This is a genomic window from Hungatella hominis, from assembly GCF_014288005.1.
GTDB lineage: Bacteria > Bacillota > Clostridia > Lachnospirales > Lachnospiraceae > Hungatella > Hungatella effluvii.
Genome location: NZ_JACOPB010000008.1, coordinates 1 through 15532, shown reverse-complemented (window position 1 = coordinate 15532; position 15532 = coordinate 1). Strand labels below are relative to the sequence as shown.

The following is a 15532-nucleotide window of genomic DNA, read 5'->3' as shown; positions in this document are numbered from 1 at the left end:
AGGAAAAAACGATGGCATTTATGACACTTAAGGATATTGATGTCTGTTATGATAAGAAAAAACAGGTTTTAAAGGGACTGAATCTGGAGGTAGAGGAGGGTGAGCTGGTATCTCTCTTAGGCCCCAGCGGCTGCGGCAAGACGACGACGCTCCGGGTGGTGGCTGGATTTATTGAACCGCAGGGCGGAATCTTCTCTCTGGATGGAGCGGATTTAACAAAGGTGCCGGTGCATAAGAGAAATTTCGGTATCGTATTTCAGAGTTATGCGCTGTTTCCTCATTTGTCAGTCTATGATAATGTTGCGTTTGGTTTGAAAATCAGGAAGCTGGACAAGGCGGAAATGGACAAAAAGGTGAAGAACATCCTTGAAGTGTGCGGACTTACGGAATTCGCGAACCGTTTTCCGCAGCAGATGTCCGGCGGACAGCGGCAGAGAGTCGCTCTTGCCAGGGCGCTGGTGATCGAGCCAAAGCTTTTGCTGCTCGATGAGCCGCTCAGCAACTTAGATGCCAAGCTGCGCATCAATATGAGAATGGAGATCAAACGGATTCAGAAGCAGTTGGGAATCACCACTCTGTTCGTCACCCATGACCAGGAGGAGTGCTTCTCCATCTCAGATAAGGTGGCTGTTATGAACCGCGGTGTGATCGAACAGTATGACACACCGGAGCACATTTACAGCAGGCCGGAGACGGAGTTTGTGGCCAGGTTTATCGGTTTTGAGAATTTCCTTACGCTTCATAAGGGCGGGGATATTTACCGGACAGACGGCGGGGAGGCATTTTCCGTGAAGACGGCTCATGGTACGGTTCCGTCCGAAGAAACGGTTATCGGAACGATCAGACCGGAAGATATTCTGGTGGATACAGAAGACAGGACCGTAAATGTGCTGGCAGGAACTGTGGGAGTGCGCACCTTTTTGGGGAAGAGCTATCAGTATGAGGTTAATACCGCAGCCGGAAAATTTCTGGTGAACAGAACAGCGGATGAATCGTATGAAGAGGGCCAGGTGGTTCGCCTGTACCTGCCGGAAGAAAAACTGATTTTAGTAAACGGTAACAATTCAGACGGCTCATCTTCTTGATCGAAAAATCCGGTCAAGAAGCATCGGATATTTATCCGATGTGAAAATTGGGGCATAAAGCTGCTTACAAGCGAGCTTGACGCTGCTTCCTGCGCCAATTTTCCCGCCGTCTGAACTGTTACAGTAAATAAATAATTGAGAAAAGTGAGGTACTATTATTATGAAGAAAATCATTGCATTGTCTCTTTGCGCAGCGCTGGCGCTGACCGGTTGTGGAAGCTCGAATTCTGCAGAGGGCGGAAAAAATGACGAGGGTACGAAGAAACTGATTCTTTCCACTTATGGACTCAGCGAGGATATATCCGAGGAGGAAGTCTATAAGCCGTTCGAGGACGAATTTGGCTGCAAAATTGTAACGGAGACAGGAAGCACCAATGAACGTTATACAAAATTGTCGGCAGACTCGGAAACAGTCATTGATGTGATCGAGCTGTCTCAGGCCATGACAGCGAAGGGAATCGAGGAAGGCTTATTCGAGCCGATCGACTTAAGTAAAATTGAAAACAGCAAGTATTTGATCGGTGCTGCGAAGAAGATGGCGGAAGCGGGACAGGGCGTCGCTTATACCATCAACAGCATCGGTATCATGTACAATCCGGAGGATGTGGGATTTGAGATTAAGAGTTTTGATGACCTTTGGGATGCGAGACTCGAGGGACGGATTGCCATTCCGGATATCACTACAACCTTTGGACCGGCCATGGTGTATATGGCGAGTGATTACAAAGGGGCGGACGTGACAGCAGATCAGGGAGCCGCGGCCTTTGAAGCGCTTAAGGAACTGAAACCGAATATCGTCAAGACGTATGCGAAGTCTTCGGACCTGATTAATATGTTTACCTCCGGAGAAATCTCTGCGGCCATTGTTGGTGATTTCGGCGTGCCGACGATTCAGGCGGCGGATCAGAGCCTCGTCTACGTGACTCCTGATGTGACATACGCGAACTTTAATACGATCAGTATAACGAAGAACTCGAAAAATAAGGAACTGGCTTATGAGTACATCAATTACAGACTGAGCCAGGAGCTTCAGACCAAGACAGGAAAAGCACTGAATGAGGCGCCTACAAATAACCAGGTGGCATTTACAGAGGAAGAGTCCGCGAATATGACGTATGGCGATGCGGCGGAGAACGCGAAGGTGATTGATTATTCGTTTGTGAATCCCATACTGGGAGAGTGGATTGATCAGTGGAATCGGATTATAAATTCTTAGTTCGAAAATTTTGGGTGATGGCGAAGGGACGCGGACTTTGCAAAGTGGATTGAGGAAAGCGGGCGCGGGAGACGCGGGCAGGGCACGGGCTAAGCTCCTGCGGGGGATGTGTCTAAGTCTGGAGAAGTACCTCCGCAGGGGTACCGCTTCTCCCACGCCCGCTTTCCGGCGAGGTTGTGAAAAGTCCGCTGGGGCAGGCGGCAATAGAAATTTGTGAACGAAGGGGAGCTGTGGGAGATGGCGGGCGGCGGAGATACTGATGAGAAAAAGGATTGGAAAGATGATGAGGCTGTAAGAAAGCCGGATAAACAGAGAGAAGGAAAGTAAAAAGTGGGCTGAGGAGTAAAAACGGGATAATTGGAGAACTTTGGCTAACGGGAATGACGGAGGTGTTGTGGTTGTGAAAGTGGATCTGGTGATAGAAAATGCCTGGGTTTATCGGACTTTCAGGCAGTGCTTTGAACGGATGGATATTGCAGTGACAGGAGGAAAGTTTTTTGACGTTTCTCCTGTTTCTGATTTTGTGGGAGATTCGGAGCAGCGGGTAGGAGCACGGCGCGGGGAATGGGAAGCGGAGTCGGTCTTTGATGGGACCGGAAAGTTCGTGATTCCCGGGTTGGTGGACATTCATATGCATGTGGAAAGCTCGATGACGTATCCGGAGGAATTTTCGCGGGCCGTGGTGCCGTTTGGAGTCACAACTGTGGTGGCGGATCCCCATGAGATTGCCAATGTGTTTGGACTCGAAGGGATATTATGTTTTATGGAACAGGAGACGGAGCTGGATATTTTTTATGGTATTCCGTCCAGTGTTCCGGCTACCAGAACAGAGATGGAGACATCAGGGGCGGAGTTTGGAGAAAAGGAACTTCGGGAGCTTCTGCGGGATGAGCGGGTGGTTTGTCTCGGGGAAGTGATGAACTTTAAAGATCTGGTGTCGGAAGGGGATACAAAGAGTAAAAGATTTCTGGAAGTCTGCGGGGAATGCGGCAGAAAAGTCAGAATTGAAGGGCATTGTCCGGGGCTGTCAGGCGGAGATTTAGCGGCGTTTATCAGAGCGGGCGTGGATGCGGATCATACGGAACAGACGGCGGAATCGGTCCTGGAGAAGACAGATATGGGGATGTTTCTGGAATTGCAGGAGAAATCTTTAAAAGAGGAAGTCGTGGAAGTGGTAAAACGGAAGCAGCTCTATGAAAATATTGCACTGGTAACCGATGACACGATGCCGGACCGGTTGATGGAAGGACACTTGAACCGGATTGTCAGGCTGGCGGTGGCGAAGGGGATGCCGGCAGAGAAAGCAATTTATCTGGCTACATTTACTCCGGCCAGGAGAATGCATCTCGACGACAGGGGAATCATCGCGCCGGGGAAGAAGGCGGATTTCGTCGTTCTTCCCGACCTGGAGAGCTTTGTGCCGGAAGCGGTTTTTAAAGACGGAAAGCGCTGTGTGGACGCGGCGGCGGAGGACCTGGAAAACAGTCTGAAAAAAAGGTTTCCTGACCATTTTTACAGTTCGGTGAAGTGCAGGCTGGCCCTGGCATCGGATTTTATATTGCCAGTTGATGATTTCTGGAAGGAAGAGTACCAGAAGGAAGAGTGCCGAAAGGAAGAGTGTCGGAATGAGTGCGGGGAAGAGGCTTTGTTCGGGAAGCCAAGCGGGAGTGAGGCACAAAAACTGTCTGGAACCGCTGTGGTGAATGTGATGCAGATCCAGACCTTTGGAACCAGGGCGAAGCATGTTCAGAGAGAGATTCCTGTACAGGACGGAAACCTTTGCTGGCAGGAGGCGGGGCTGTGCCTGGCTGCTGTTTTTGAGAGATATGGAAAAAATGGAAATGTCTCGTGGGGATTCGTGGAACACGCGCTGGAGCAGAAAGGGGCCGTGGCGACTACGTGGTCCCATGACAGCCATAATCTGCTGGTGCTGGGGAATTCTGTGGAAGATATGGTTCTGGCACAGAATGAGGTGGTGCATATGCAGGGCGGCTATGTGACGGCGAGCGGCGGCAGGGTGACAGCGGCGGCAGAACTGCCGGTGGGCGGAATTATATCCGATAAGAGCCTTCCGGAGCTGGCGGCAGAGATCAGGGCTGTGAGGGGAGAGATCGAGCGAATGGGTTATGTGAACAATAATGTCATTATGTCCATTTCCACACTGTCTCTTCTGGTGTCTCCGGAACTCAAGCTAAGCGATCAGGGTATGTTCGATGTGAAGAGCCAGAGAAAAATTCCTCTGGTAGAAGCATTTCAGATACAGGAAGAAAAGGTAGTGGAACAGTGAGTACAATTATTACGAATGTAACCGTGGTGACGATGAATGAAACACGTGAAGTGATACAACACGGGTTTGCCGCATGGAAAGGCGGGGAGATCACCGCGGTTGGAACGATGGATATGCTGGATATGTTGATTGCGGAGGAAACGGACGATGAAACAGACGATGAAACGGACGATGAAACAGGGGAAAGTCTCCGTTTGATCGACGGGAAGGGCGGAATCCTCATGCCGGGTATGGTAAACCTTCATGCGCATATGGGGATGATACCGTTTCGGGGTCTGGGCGACGACTGCAAGGACCGTCTGAGAGTATTTCTGCTGCCTATGGAACAGAGGGCCATGGATGCGGAGCTGGTCTATCTTTCCACGAAATATGCTGCGGCGGAAATGCTGCTGGCCGGGGTCACCACAGTTTTTGATATGTATTATTTCGAGGCGGAGGCTGCACGTGCCATGGATGAGATGGGGATTCGTGGTATTGCGGGAGAAACCATAATGGAAGAGGAAGCCTGTGATTTTAAAGACCCGTATGAGGCGCTTTCCTATGGGGAGAGCCTCATGAAGAAGTACAAGGGCCATCCCAGGATTTCCGCCTGTGTGGCGCCGCATGGGACGACTACCTGCTCTGCCGGCCTCCTTAAGGCGGCGTGGAAGCTGGACGATGCGTTTGGGGCTCCCTTCAGCCTTCATACGGCGGAAATGGATTATGAGATGGATTATTTCCGGGAGACTTCTGAACAGACTCCGGCGGGATATCTGGATTCCTTGGGAGTCCTGGGAAAACATACGCTGGCTGCACACTGCATCCAGATGACGGAAGCGGATTTGCGGCTGTTTGCAAAGAGGGGGGCCTCGGTAGCTCACTGTATCGGTTCCAACACGAAGGCGGCCAAGGGGGTCGCTCCGGTCAGCCGTATGCGGGAACTGGGGATTTTTGTGGGGCTCGGCACCGATGGGCCGGCCAGCGGCAATACGCTGGACCTTTTTACGCAGATGAAGCTGTTTGCCAACTTCCATAAGAATGAGACGAGGAACCGGAGCGCATTTCCGTCACGGCAGGTGGTGGAGATGGCTACGATCGGTGGCGCGAAGGCCCTTCATATGGAGCAGAAGATCGGCTCCATTGAAGTGGGAAAGCGGGCGGATCTGGTTCTGGTGGAGACCCGCTCCGCCAATATGTTCCCCATCTACGATCCTTATTCGGCTCTGGTCTACAGCGCCGGCCCCTCCAATGTGGACATGGTGTTTGTGGAAGGGACGTGCGTTGTAAAGGATGGGAAGCTGGCTGAAAAGAGCGTGGAGGTTTTACGAGGAGAACTGGCAGGAAAGATGGCGAAGACTGCGTTTGCGGAGGAAGTACTGTTTTCTCTGTAAAGATGTCGTTAAGCTTCCTCAAGTTCGCTTGACGAAAGGGCTTTCTGTTTCTATAATGGCGTCAGATGCAGGCTTCGTTCCGGCATATCCCATCAAGCGGTGGACATGCAGACGCCTGCTCAAATTATGACGATAAGAGGAAACAATGAACCACGCCGACAGCGACGCAGAGATAAAAATGATAAGAAAAGGCATGGCCTGCATTTTTTATGGCAGGTTGTGCCTTTTTGTGCATGAATTGGACAAAATCATAATAAGATGCATGAGGAAGGGAAGGATATCCAAATATGGAAGAGAGTAAGGAAAGTGCAGTACAGAAACGCAGGATGGAAGGCAGGAAACGGTTTATAACGAATTTTATCTACTTTATCATTTTAGGAGGGATTTTTCTCTTTGTGATGAAGCGGTTTGTTCCCATGTTTTTCCCGTTTATTTTAGGACTTGCGGTGGCGGCCGTGCTGTCGCCGCTGATCGGAAAGCTGTGTGAGAAGACAGGAGGAAAGCGTGCGCTGGTGTCGATCGTGGTACTTCTGGTATTTTATGGGCTTCTGGTGCTGGCGGCCCTGTTTTCCGCAAGCCATGTCGTTACCTTTATTCAGAACCTGGCCGGGAAGCTGCCTCAGTTTTATGTGGAGGTGATAGAGCCGGAACTGGGAATTCTGTTTGAACGGATCGTGGTCAGCTTCCCGGAATATCAGGATTGGGTGAGTCAGATGTCCGCCAGCCTGGAAAATGCCCTGCAGAGCGGGATTATGACCGTGTCAGGTACTCTGATCGGCTGGGGTGCCTCCTGGATCGTGGGATTTCCTGCGATTCTGGTACAGACGATATTTACGATTATTTCGTCCTTTTTCTTCACAATCGATTATGACCGGATCTGGGACTTTGTTTTGCGGCAGTTTAAAGAGGAGCAGAGGAAGATGATTGCGGAGACTGCGGCGGGGGCGAGAACGACGATCTGGAAGATTCTCCGGGTCTATGCCCTTATGATGACGATTACCTTTGCTGAGCTGTATCTGGGATTTGTGCTGCTGAAGATTCCGATGCCGCTGCTGCTGGCATTTCTGGTGGCTGTGGTTGATATTCTCCCGGTGCTGGGAACCGGAACGGTCCTGATTCCGTGGGCGCTTATTCTCTGCATTATCGGGAAGACCGGACTAGGAGTGGGGATTTTTGTTCTGTATGTGATTATCACTATAGTCAGGCAGACTCTGGAACCGAAGGTGATCGGACAGCAGGTGGGGCTTCATCCGATTGTCACCCTGCTGTGTATTTTTGCGGGGGCGCAGCTGATCGGGGTGCTGGGGATCTTTACATTTCCGGTTATCGCTACCATTGTGAAGAAAATGAATGATGAGGGGACGATTCATTTGATTAAATAGGGATCAGCCGTATATGAAAATTTAATACGGCTGACCACTTGACACATTTAGCTATGAATGATATTTCACATTCTGCCTATTCCATCTGGCTGCCGCCGCTGACGCAGATCGTTTCCCCTGTAATGAACGAGCTTTCTTCTGTGGAGAGGAAGAGGGCGGCGTTTTCCATGTCGGAAACCTGGGCGATTCGTTTCATCGGATACTGGTTCTCGTAGCTGGCGCGTAAGGCGGCCGGATCTTCTGCGGTCTCAAAACGGCAGGTGATCATAGGAGTCTCTGTAATGCCAGGGCAGATGATATTGCAGCGGACATCGGGCGCATATTCCATGGCGATGCAGCGGCTTAACTGGATCACAGCGGCTTTTGAGGGGCCGTAGCCGATCCAGCCCTTCATGGTCTTAAATGCGCAGTCCGAGGCGATGTTGACGATGGTAGCGCCCTTCTGCTCCTTTAAATACGGGATAGCGGCCTTGCAGATGTGGAACATGCCGAAGACGTTGACAGCAAATTCTTTCTGCATATCTTCCACGGATAAGTCCTCCAGACCGCCGAGGAGGGCGATCCCCGCACAGTTCACCATGGAATCAATCTTTCCAAACGTTTTTACGGCAGTGTCGATCACGTTTTTTGCATCCTCATACCTGCTTAAATCTCCCTTCACGTAGACGGCGCGCTCGTGTTCTATAGGCATGGAGTCTTTGATATCACAGCCAACTACACAGGCTCCTTCTTCCAGCCAGCGTCTCACCATGCCGGCTCCGATTCCTGATGCTGCTCCTGTAATGACTGCGACTCTTCTTTCTAAACGACTCATAATTTTAATTCTCCCTTTCTTTTTTATGAATTCTGATTACTTCCATAATCAATGCGATAATGGTACCAACAATAAGGCCATTGCTTAAAAATGTGGACAGGAACGCCGGAAGCGCCATGGTAAATCCGGTTCCAGGGACGTTCATGATTCCGATGCCGATCAGCACCGAAAGTCCTACGGTCTGATACATGCTCTTCTTGTCCTCTGCGCCCTCCAGGCATTCAATGGAAAAGCCGCACAGGCTTACGAATGGAACGAAGAGGGCCGCATAGCCAACCGACTCCGGTATCATGGAGAGCAGGCTGGTGACCGGCGGGAAGAAGCTGATCGCCGCGATGATGATTCCGCCGATGATCAGGGGCTTCGTCCTTGTCATGCCGGTGCTTACGACGAAGCCGCCGCCCTCCGACGTGGGGATCAGTCCGGTGACACCGAAACAGCCCAGCAGGATATAGATAAAGGAAAAACAGTTGCCTGCCTGTTTCGTGCGCCCGGTGGCCACCTCATCATACTGGGAGACCATCTGCTGGGCGATCTTCATGCTGCTGAGTAAATTAGTGACCAGCAGCAGGGTGCATAAGAACGAGGTGATAATCATGGACAGCTCAATCCGCGGTGGTCCGAAGGGGAAAATTCTCGGCATGCGCACCAGCTGTGACGGCATCTCATAGGGGGTGGACAGTCCCAGCAGCGTGTAGAGGCCCCAGCCCACCACGATACTGATCAGGACGGAATAGGCCTTTAACCGGGTGTTCATCAGGAAAAAGGTCAGTACGATGATGACAACGGAGCAGAGCACCACCTTCAAATTCATTCCGTAACCGTCGCCGTAGACGGATGTCATGGCCTGGAAGAAGAATTTCGAACACAGGGCCACTAAAAGAAGCAGGTTTGTTCCGACGACGGTGGGTGTAAAATACTTTTCCAGCTTCTCAATGACGCCCAGCATATTCAGAATAAATCCGAATACACCGCACAGGATCAGAGAGAATTCCAGAACGCGAAGCGTTTCCGATTCTGAGCCGAATAACGTGACTCCGATGGTGGCATACATGGTGAAGATGCCGAACCAGAGGCCGCAGGGCGTTTCGTTGATGGGGAGGCGGTGGCCGAAGACCGCCTGCGTGATCGTGGCGAGGCCGATGCACAGCAGTGTAACCTGGATGTACATGCTGGCATCCGACGGGCTTAAGTGATAGCTCTGCCCGATGACCACGGGCATGACGATACCCGTGGAAATCATATAAAGGGCCCACTGGAGTCCGCCCAGAAGGTTTTTAACGGTTGACTGATTTTTCATGGTTTCCTTTTCTCCTTTTTTGCAGTTCGCTCTATTCCCTTCCCTTTACACCGTGGATGACCGCTTCGCGGAAGCAGAACCAGTGATCAGGCGAAGCCTTTGCGTTGACAATGCTCAGCATCTTTGTATGCGGATGGTCCGTTGAGGTGCATGATTTTGAGTGAAGACCGATAGACATGGCGCCGCCCCCCACGTAAATGCAGGCATAGTTTAAGAACAATTCATCCATCAGGCCGTTCATCATCAGATGGTGGGTATATACCGGTGTCTCAATCAAGAGACGCTCGATTCCCATATGGCGCAGGATTCGAAACAGGATGTTGGAATCGGTCTGGGCACCCTCTCCGGTGACAACGACGGGAATCTTTCCTTTGTTTTCTTCCAGCAGCCGTTCAAGCTTAACAAAGTCCACATCCTCCATGGTGTGGTAGGGGCCAACCAGGAAGATCGGGTTCTGGCATTTTTCACGGACGACTTCCCAGCCGACAGGGGAGGTGTTGATCATCTTCGGAACTTCGTCCTTTTTGAAAATGGTGTGGTCAAACAGAAGATCGGTGCCATCCAGCGTGGAAATGATGTTGAGCGGAACCGGCGGCAGACCGTTGTCAATTCTCGCCTGCTCTAAATCCACATCGTATAAGTGAACCGTCATATTTGGCTCCTCCCTCATGGTTCCGGCGCCGCAGATGACCGCGTCGGCAGCGGCCCGCTGGAGCATGAAGACGAAAAACGGGGCGTTGCCGCCGGTCTTGTCGAGAAAGTTGTTCGTCTGAAGAAGGGCGCTGTCTCTGGCATCCTGAAACGCGATCTTTCCGTCTATGGTGGTGATAAAGGACGCGTAGACGTAAGGACGGTCTGCCGGCGCCTTCGGAAATTTCAAGTGGCCGTAAACTTCTTCGATTTTCGGCGATTTCACCGGTTCCTCCGTAAATTCCTTAAGGGCCTCCGATTCATAGACCGTGCTGCACAATACTTCCTCCGCCTTCATTGGAATGCGGAATAAATCCTTTGTTAACTGGTACATGGTAAATCCTCCTTATAAATATATTTGATACAGGCTTGGCCTGTAAAACTCACACGGGTTTCAGCTGGTTCCTGTCTCCGGGAAGCAGCAGGTTCAGAAAAATACCGGTAAAGGTGGCGACCGCGATGGAAGGCATTTCAAAATACAGGCCGCCTGTATGGAAACTGATGGAAGCACCTCCCAGTCCCAGAACGATGACACACAAAGCGATAACGGCGTTCCGGTTGCTGCTGAAATCAATATGGGCCTCCATATAAATGCGGATTCCGGTTATGGCGATGATTCCAAACAGCAGAATGCTGATTCCTCCCAGCACGGGAGTGGGGATCCCTGTGATAACGGCGTTCACCGGGGCGAAAAAGGAAATCACGATGGCTATGCAGGCAGCCAGAAAGACCACGGATACGGAGCAGACCTTGGTCAGAGCCATGATCCCGATGTTCTCACTGTAGGTGGTAACGGGAGCACCGCCAAAGAAGGCGGCGATCACAGAGGCCACCCCATCTCCAAACAGGGAGCGGTGGAGGCCCGGATCATGAATGAAATCCCGGCGGCATACGTTTCCGGCCGCCGTCACATCGGCTATGTGCTCCCCAACGGTAACCAGCGCCAGCGGAGCTGTCATGAAGGCCGCTTCCATATTGGCCCGGGGCAGGCAGAGCTTAGGAAGCGCCAATACCGGACCGGAGATGGCTTCCGCGATGGCGGAAGGGGAGACGACGCCCAGTACGAGAGAGGCCGCATAGCCGGCGATCAGGGCCAGCATCACGGGGATTACCGAAAAAATGCCGCGGAAACAGGTGGTTCCCAGAATTCCGACCAGCAGTGTGATCGTGGATACGGCAATCCATTTCAGACGCATGGACGGTTCCAGTGCCGCGGCAGCCCCGGACGAGGCATTGTATCCCGACCAACCGACCGCAGTAAGTGCGGACGAGAGGCCGATGACAATCATGACAGAGGCCGTGACCACCGGAGGCATCAGCCTGCGGATCCATCCGGTTCCGCAGAGCCTCACGAGGAGGGAGAGGAGCACGTACATGAGGCCTGCCGTCAGGACTCCGAACATCATGCCCTCAACTCCGTATTTTTCCCGTACAATCAGAAGCGGAGCGGTATATGCAAAGGACGTGCACAGAAATATGGGCATTTTCTTTTTGGTGATAAAGAGATAGAAAAGTGTTCCGGCACCGCTGCAGAACATCGTGGCGGAAGGATTAATACCGATGATCAGCGGCGCTACCACAAGGCCGCCGAGCATGGAAAATAAATGTTGAAAACTGAGGGACACCCATCTTTTAAAAGGAAGGCGCCCTTCTGTACCGATCAATTCGTCCATGATTTACCTCCGTAAATGCTGTTGATGCCTGGAGTATAGCAGTGGCACAAGACTGTGTCAATAAATTAACAAAGTTAAGGGGGGATCGAATTTTACACATAAAACAGACTAGTCTGCGAAAACAGGGAGGCTAATAATTAACTAAAATACTGTATTGTAAATTACTTAAAAATATCCTATAATTAAGCTAATTTAAGGAGAAGGGGATACGGATGTGAGTAAAAAAGGAATTAAGATGAAGGATATCGCCAATATGCTTGGGGTCAGCACGGTGACGGTGTCTAAGGCGCTGGCCGATAAAGACGGTGTCAGCGAGGAACTGAAAAAGAAGATCAAGGAGACGGCCAGGGAATTGGGATACCGAAACAGGGACAGCATGCGCAGCGGAAGCGCGACGAACACGGTTGGTATCCTGGTGGCCGACCATTTCGTGGCTTCGGGGCAGTCCTTTTACTGGGATATCTATCAGAGCATTGTCAAATCTCTGCGGCAGAGGGGCTACTATGCCATGCTGGAGATGATTTCCGTGAAGGACGAGCAGGAGGGCAATATTCCGGCCTTTGTAAGAGAGGAGAAGATAGACATTATCTTTGTCCTGGGATGGCTGGGGCGTACGTATCTGCGCGCCCTTGACGCTGCGGGGCTGCCTCTTTTGTATGTGGATTTTTACAGTAAGGCCAACAGAGCCACGGCGGTGATTGCGGACATGCTGTACGACACGTACCAGATGACCGAGTATTTATACAGCATCGGACACCGCAGGATTGGATTTGTGGGAAGCATCCATGCAACCAGCGATATTGAGGACCGGTATCTGGGATATTATAAATCCGTGATTCGGAGGCGTCTTCCCTATCAGGAGGACTGGGTGCTTGAGGATCGGGACGAGGTCTCCGGTACCGTGCCGAAACGAGTCTTCCAACTCCCGGAGAATATGCCCACGGCCTTTGTCTGCAACAATGATGAGACCGCATACTATTTTATCCATTACCTGGAGTCCCAGGGATTTCGTGTCCCCGAGGATGTCTCTGTGACAGGTTTTTACGACAACAAATTTGCCACAGCAGGAACTCCGGCCATAACCACGATCCGCGTGGATGCCCACCGAATCGCGGAGAGCGCGGTGAATGCCGGCCTCCGCCTGATGTGGGGGTCGGAAAGCCTTCCGGATATGGTGCTGGTCCGGGGAGAGATGGTGATGAGGGATTCTGTTCAGAGTCTGGAAACCGGGGAAGGTAATTAATTACTTAATGAACCGATAGAAATTTACTTATTTAGCTTCCCCATTTGGTATTTGAAGAGAAAATTAGGAGACGGGCTTACAAAAATTTTTATTTTTCGTCATAATGCACAAGGAAAAGAATGGCTTTTAGGGCAAAACAGAGCAGCTGCGGCGTGAATCATCTGCCGCGGCTGCTTCCTGTATTACAGCGGTGTTTCTAATATTCCTTCATATACTCCCCATGCGCTGCTATCAGCTCATCGCACATGGCGATAATGTCCGGGATATTCAACTCGGCGGCGGTATGAGGATCCATCATGGCCGCCTGGTAAATGGTGCGTCGGTCTCTGTTTCTGGCCGCTTCGATAGTGAGAAGCTGGACGGAAATATTGCTGGAGTTCATGGCGGCCAGCTGCGTGGGGAGAGCGCCTACGTGGCATGGCGTGATTCCGCTGCCGTCCACGAGACAGGGAACCTCCACACAGGCGTCGGCCGGGAGGTTGTCGATCAGGCCGTGGTTGAGCACATTTCCTCCGATCTTATACGGTTTATTGGTGACGATTGCTTCCATAATATAGGAAGCGTATTCCAGGGAACGGGTGTGCGTGATAGCGCCATCCTTCAGGATGCTTTCCTTTTCCTGATTCCAGCCTTCGATCTGTTTGATGCAGCGGCGCGGATACTCGTCTAACGGAATCTGATAGTCCTCTATCATGTCCGGATACTTACTTTTGATGAACAGGGGATTGTATTCGGCGTTGTGTTCGCTGGATTCGGTGCAGTAGTAACCGAGATGGCGGATATATTCGAAGCGCACCATGTCTTTATGCTTCTCCTCCCTGTTTTTCTGATCAGCGAGGCGGCGGATCTCGGGATAGAGGTCATGGCCGTCTTTGTCGTGAAGCTTTAAGAGCCATGCCATGTGGTTGATTCCCGCGATCAGCTCGGTGCGGCCCTCCAGCTTATCTTCCATACCCAGCTCCGTTAAAAGCGCCTTTGAGCACGTCTGAACGCTGTGGCATAATCCTACGGTCTTCACCTTCGTATAGCGCTGCATATATCCGGTCAGCATGGCCATGGGATTGGTATAATTCAGGAAATAAGCATCAGGGCAGACTTCCTCCATATCGCGTGCGAAATCTTCCAGCACAGGGATGGTGCGCAGCGCCCGCATGATTCCGCCGATGCCCAGTGTGTCGGCGATGGTCTGGTTCAATCCGTATTTTTTCGGAACCTCGAAATCTGTGATGGTACAGGGATCGTAGCCGCCGACCTGGATGGCATTTACGACGAAGTCGGCGTCACGAAGCGCGTCTTTCCGATTCGGCTCGCCTAAATAGGTGTGGATGGAGGCGCGGCCTTCGTTGACATTTTTGTTGATTGCGGACAGGATGACGTAAGAGTCATTCAAACGATCCCCGTCAATGTCGTACAGCGCGATCTCTGCGTCGCACAGAGCCGGGGTGCACATGCAGTCACCCAGGACGTTTCTTGCAAATACGGTGCTGCCGGCACCCATAAATGTAATTTTTACCATGATGATTCTCCTCTTTTTCTTCATTTTTCTGTTGTGCTGCTTATGAAGAAAGTATATAATGAGACGGGAAAACAAGATAGAAAAATTGTTTCCGATTTATTGTCATTTTGTTGCATCCGGAAGGGGAGAGGGAGAGAAGAGTGAAGGTATACTATTGCGGCAGGGAGGACTGTGAGAAGGGGCATTTCTTCGGACCGGCGGTGAGGTCCCATCAGCTGATTCATTTCGTCCTGAAGGGAAAGGGGATTTATCGGACAGAATATGGAGAGTATGAGTTAAAGGAAGGGGAAGCATTTTTAATCAGGCCGGGAGAGGTGACGTATTACCGGGCGGATCTGGAGGAACCGTGGAGTTACGCGTGGATTGCATTTGACGGTGACGAGGCGGAAGCTCTGCTGGAACGGTACTATCCGGACCGCCGCCTGCCCGTATGTGCCATGGGGGAAATCGCCGCTGTCTCCGGCTGGTTTGAGGGGCTGCTTGGCTCCTTTGGAAGCGCAGAGGAAAACCGGGAGAGGGTTCTGGGATACTTCTATTTAATTATGGCCTGCCTTTTAAGGACGGGAAAGGGTGGTGTCCCGGTGGATGAGGAAGGCTATTTTAAGAGGGCCGTCGCGTTTATCCGCCATAATTACAGTTATCCGATCCAGGTAAGCGAGATTGCCGATTACGTAGGGATCGACAGGACGTATCTCTACCGTATCTTTATGCATCAGGCGGGCGTGTCTCCGAAGAAGTATTTGAGCCGGTACCGTTTAGAGGAAGCGAAGGTGATGCTTGTGCAGACGGAATACCGGATCACCGAGATCGCCTATTCCTGCGGGTACCACGATTCCTCCTCCTAGTATAATAATGGTGTAGTCAATCAAGACTACAAGTTAATAGTTACGGTATCTGTTCTAATGAATAACTGAAGGAGAGGCTCTCCCTCCATCAGAGGTTATTGCTAATAATTA

Annotated in this window: 12 protein-coding genes; 7 read left to right on the top strand and 5 right to left on the bottom strand. The window is 51.4% G+C overall.

The features are described from left to right. The first annotated feature begins 11 nt into the window (after window positions 1-11). The 5 genes from H8S75_RS17400 (at window position 12) to ytvI (ending at window position 7340) form a co-directional block, all read left to right on the top strand. Window positions 12-1085, top strand: coding sequence for an ABC transporter ATP-binding protein (locus tag H8S75_RS17400; protein ID WP_187022735.1), 1074 nt, complete (start codon window positions 12-14; stop codon window positions 1083-1085). A 160-nt stretch (window positions 1086-1245) separates the two neighbouring features. Then, window positions 1246-2301, top strand: a complete 1056-nt coding sequence (locus H8S75_RS17395) for an ABC transporter substrate-binding protein (RefSeq protein ID WP_002600803.1) — start codon at window positions 1246-1248, stop codon at window positions 2299-2301. Between the two features lie 400 nt (window positions 2302-2701). After that, window positions 2702-4588, top strand: coding sequence for an adenine deaminase C-terminal domain-containing protein (locus tag H8S75_RS17390; RefSeq protein ID WP_187022911.1), 1887 nt, complete (start codon window positions 2702-2704; stop codon window positions 4586-4588). Next, complete coding sequence (locus tag H8S75_RS17385) at window positions 4585-5958, top strand: amidohydrolase (protein ID WP_187022734.1); 1374 nt, start codon at window positions 4585-4587, stop codon at window positions 5956-5958. The genes H8S75_RS17390 and H8S75_RS17385 overlap by 4 nt, the downstream gene beginning before the upstream one ends. A gap of 287 nt (window positions 5959-6245) precedes the next feature. Next, window positions 6246-7340 carry a sporulation integral membrane protein YtvI gene (gene ytvI, locus H8S75_RS17380; RefSeq protein ID WP_117631470.1) on the top strand — a complete coding sequence of 365 codons (1095 nt, stop codon included), beginning with the start codon at window positions 6246-6248 and terminating at the stop codon, window positions 7338-7340. 76 nt (window positions 7341-7416) lie between these two features. Here ytvI and H8S75_RS17375 read toward each other — a convergent pair whose 3' ends face one another. Genes H8S75_RS17375 through H8S75_RS17360 form a run of 4 tightly spaced genes read right to left on the bottom strand, consistent with a single transcriptional unit; the run spans window position 7417 to window position 11817 of the window. Next, entirely contained in the window at window positions 7417-8154 is a 738-nt protein-coding gene (locus H8S75_RS17375; RefSeq protein WP_187022733.1) for an SDR family NAD(P)-dependent oxidoreductase, read from the bottom strand. 4 nt (window positions 8155-8158) lie between these two features. Then, window positions 8159-9454: a purine/pyrimidine permease gene (locus tag H8S75_RS17370; protein WP_187022732.1), complete on the bottom strand. Its 1296-nt coding sequence runs from the start codon at window positions 9452-9454 to the stop codon at window positions 8159-8161. Between the two features lie 31 nt (window positions 9455-9485). Next, window positions 9486-10478 (bottom strand): RibD family protein, encoded by a 993-nt coding sequence (locus tag H8S75_RS17365; protein ID WP_187022731.1) that lies wholly within the window; start codon window positions 10476-10478, stop codon window positions 9486-9488. A gap of 49 nt (window positions 10479-10527) precedes the next feature. After that, window positions 10528-11817, bottom strand: a complete 1290-nt coding sequence (locus H8S75_RS17360; RefSeq protein WP_187022730.1) for a uracil-xanthine permease family protein — start codon at window positions 11815-11817, stop codon at window positions 10528-10530. Between the two features lie 214 nt (window positions 11818-12031). On the opposite strand from H8S75_RS17360, the gene H8S75_RS17355 reads away from it, so the two are divergent. After that, window positions 12032-13060 (top strand): substrate-binding domain-containing protein, encoded by a 1029-nt coding sequence (locus H8S75_RS17355; RefSeq protein WP_187022729.1) that lies wholly within the window; start codon window positions 12032-12034, stop codon window positions 13058-13060. Between the two features lie 196 nt (window positions 13061-13256). On the opposite strand, the gene H8S75_RS17350 is transcribed toward H8S75_RS17355, so the two are convergent. Next, complete coding sequence (locus H8S75_RS17350; protein ID WP_187022728.1) at window positions 13257-14576, bottom strand: alpha-glucosidase/alpha-galactosidase; 1320 nt, start codon at window positions 14574-14576, stop codon at window positions 13257-13259. Between the two features lie 140 nt (window positions 14577-14716). Between H8S75_RS17350 and H8S75_RS17345 the strand changes: the two genes are divergently transcribed. Beyond that, window positions 14717-15421, top strand: coding sequence for an AraC family transcriptional regulator (locus tag H8S75_RS17345; RefSeq protein WP_349768939.1), 705 nt, complete (start codon window positions 14717-14719; stop codon window positions 15419-15421). Window positions 15422-15532: the final 111 nt, after the last annotated feature.

Excerpts from the sequence above, each read along its gene's own strand:
- H8S75_RS17400 (WP_187022735.1), top strand. The coding sequence starts at position 12 with ATGGCATTTATGACACTTAAGGATATTGATGTCTGTTATGATAAGAAA.
- H8S75_RS17395 (WP_002600803.1), top strand. The coding sequence starts at position 1,246 with ATGAAGAAAATCATTGCATTGTCTCTTTGCGCAGCGCTGGCGCTGACC.
- ytvI (WP_117631470.1), top strand. The coding sequence starts at position 6,246 with ATGGAAGAGAGTAAGGAAAGTGCAGTACAGAAACGCAGGATGGAAGGC.
- H8S75_RS17375 (WP_187022733.1), bottom strand. The coding sequence starts at position 8,154 with ATGAGTCGTTTAGAAAGAAGAGTCGCAGTCATTACAGGAGCAGCATCA.
- H8S75_RS17370 (WP_187022732.1), bottom strand. The coding sequence starts at position 9,454 with ATGAAAAATCAGTCAACCGTTAAAAACCTTCTGGGCGGACTCCAGTGG.
- H8S75_RS17365 (WP_187022731.1), bottom strand. The coding sequence starts at position 10,478 with ATGTACCAGTTAACAAAGGATTTATTCCGCATTCCAATGAAGGCGGAG.
- H8S75_RS17360 (WP_187022730.1), bottom strand. The coding sequence starts at position 11,817 with ATGGACGAATTGATCGGTACAGAAGGGCGCCTTCCTTTTAAAAGATGG.
- H8S75_RS17350 (WP_187022728.1), bottom strand. The coding sequence starts at position 14,576 with ATGGTAAAAATTACATTTATGGGTGCCGGCAGCACCGTATTTGCAAGA.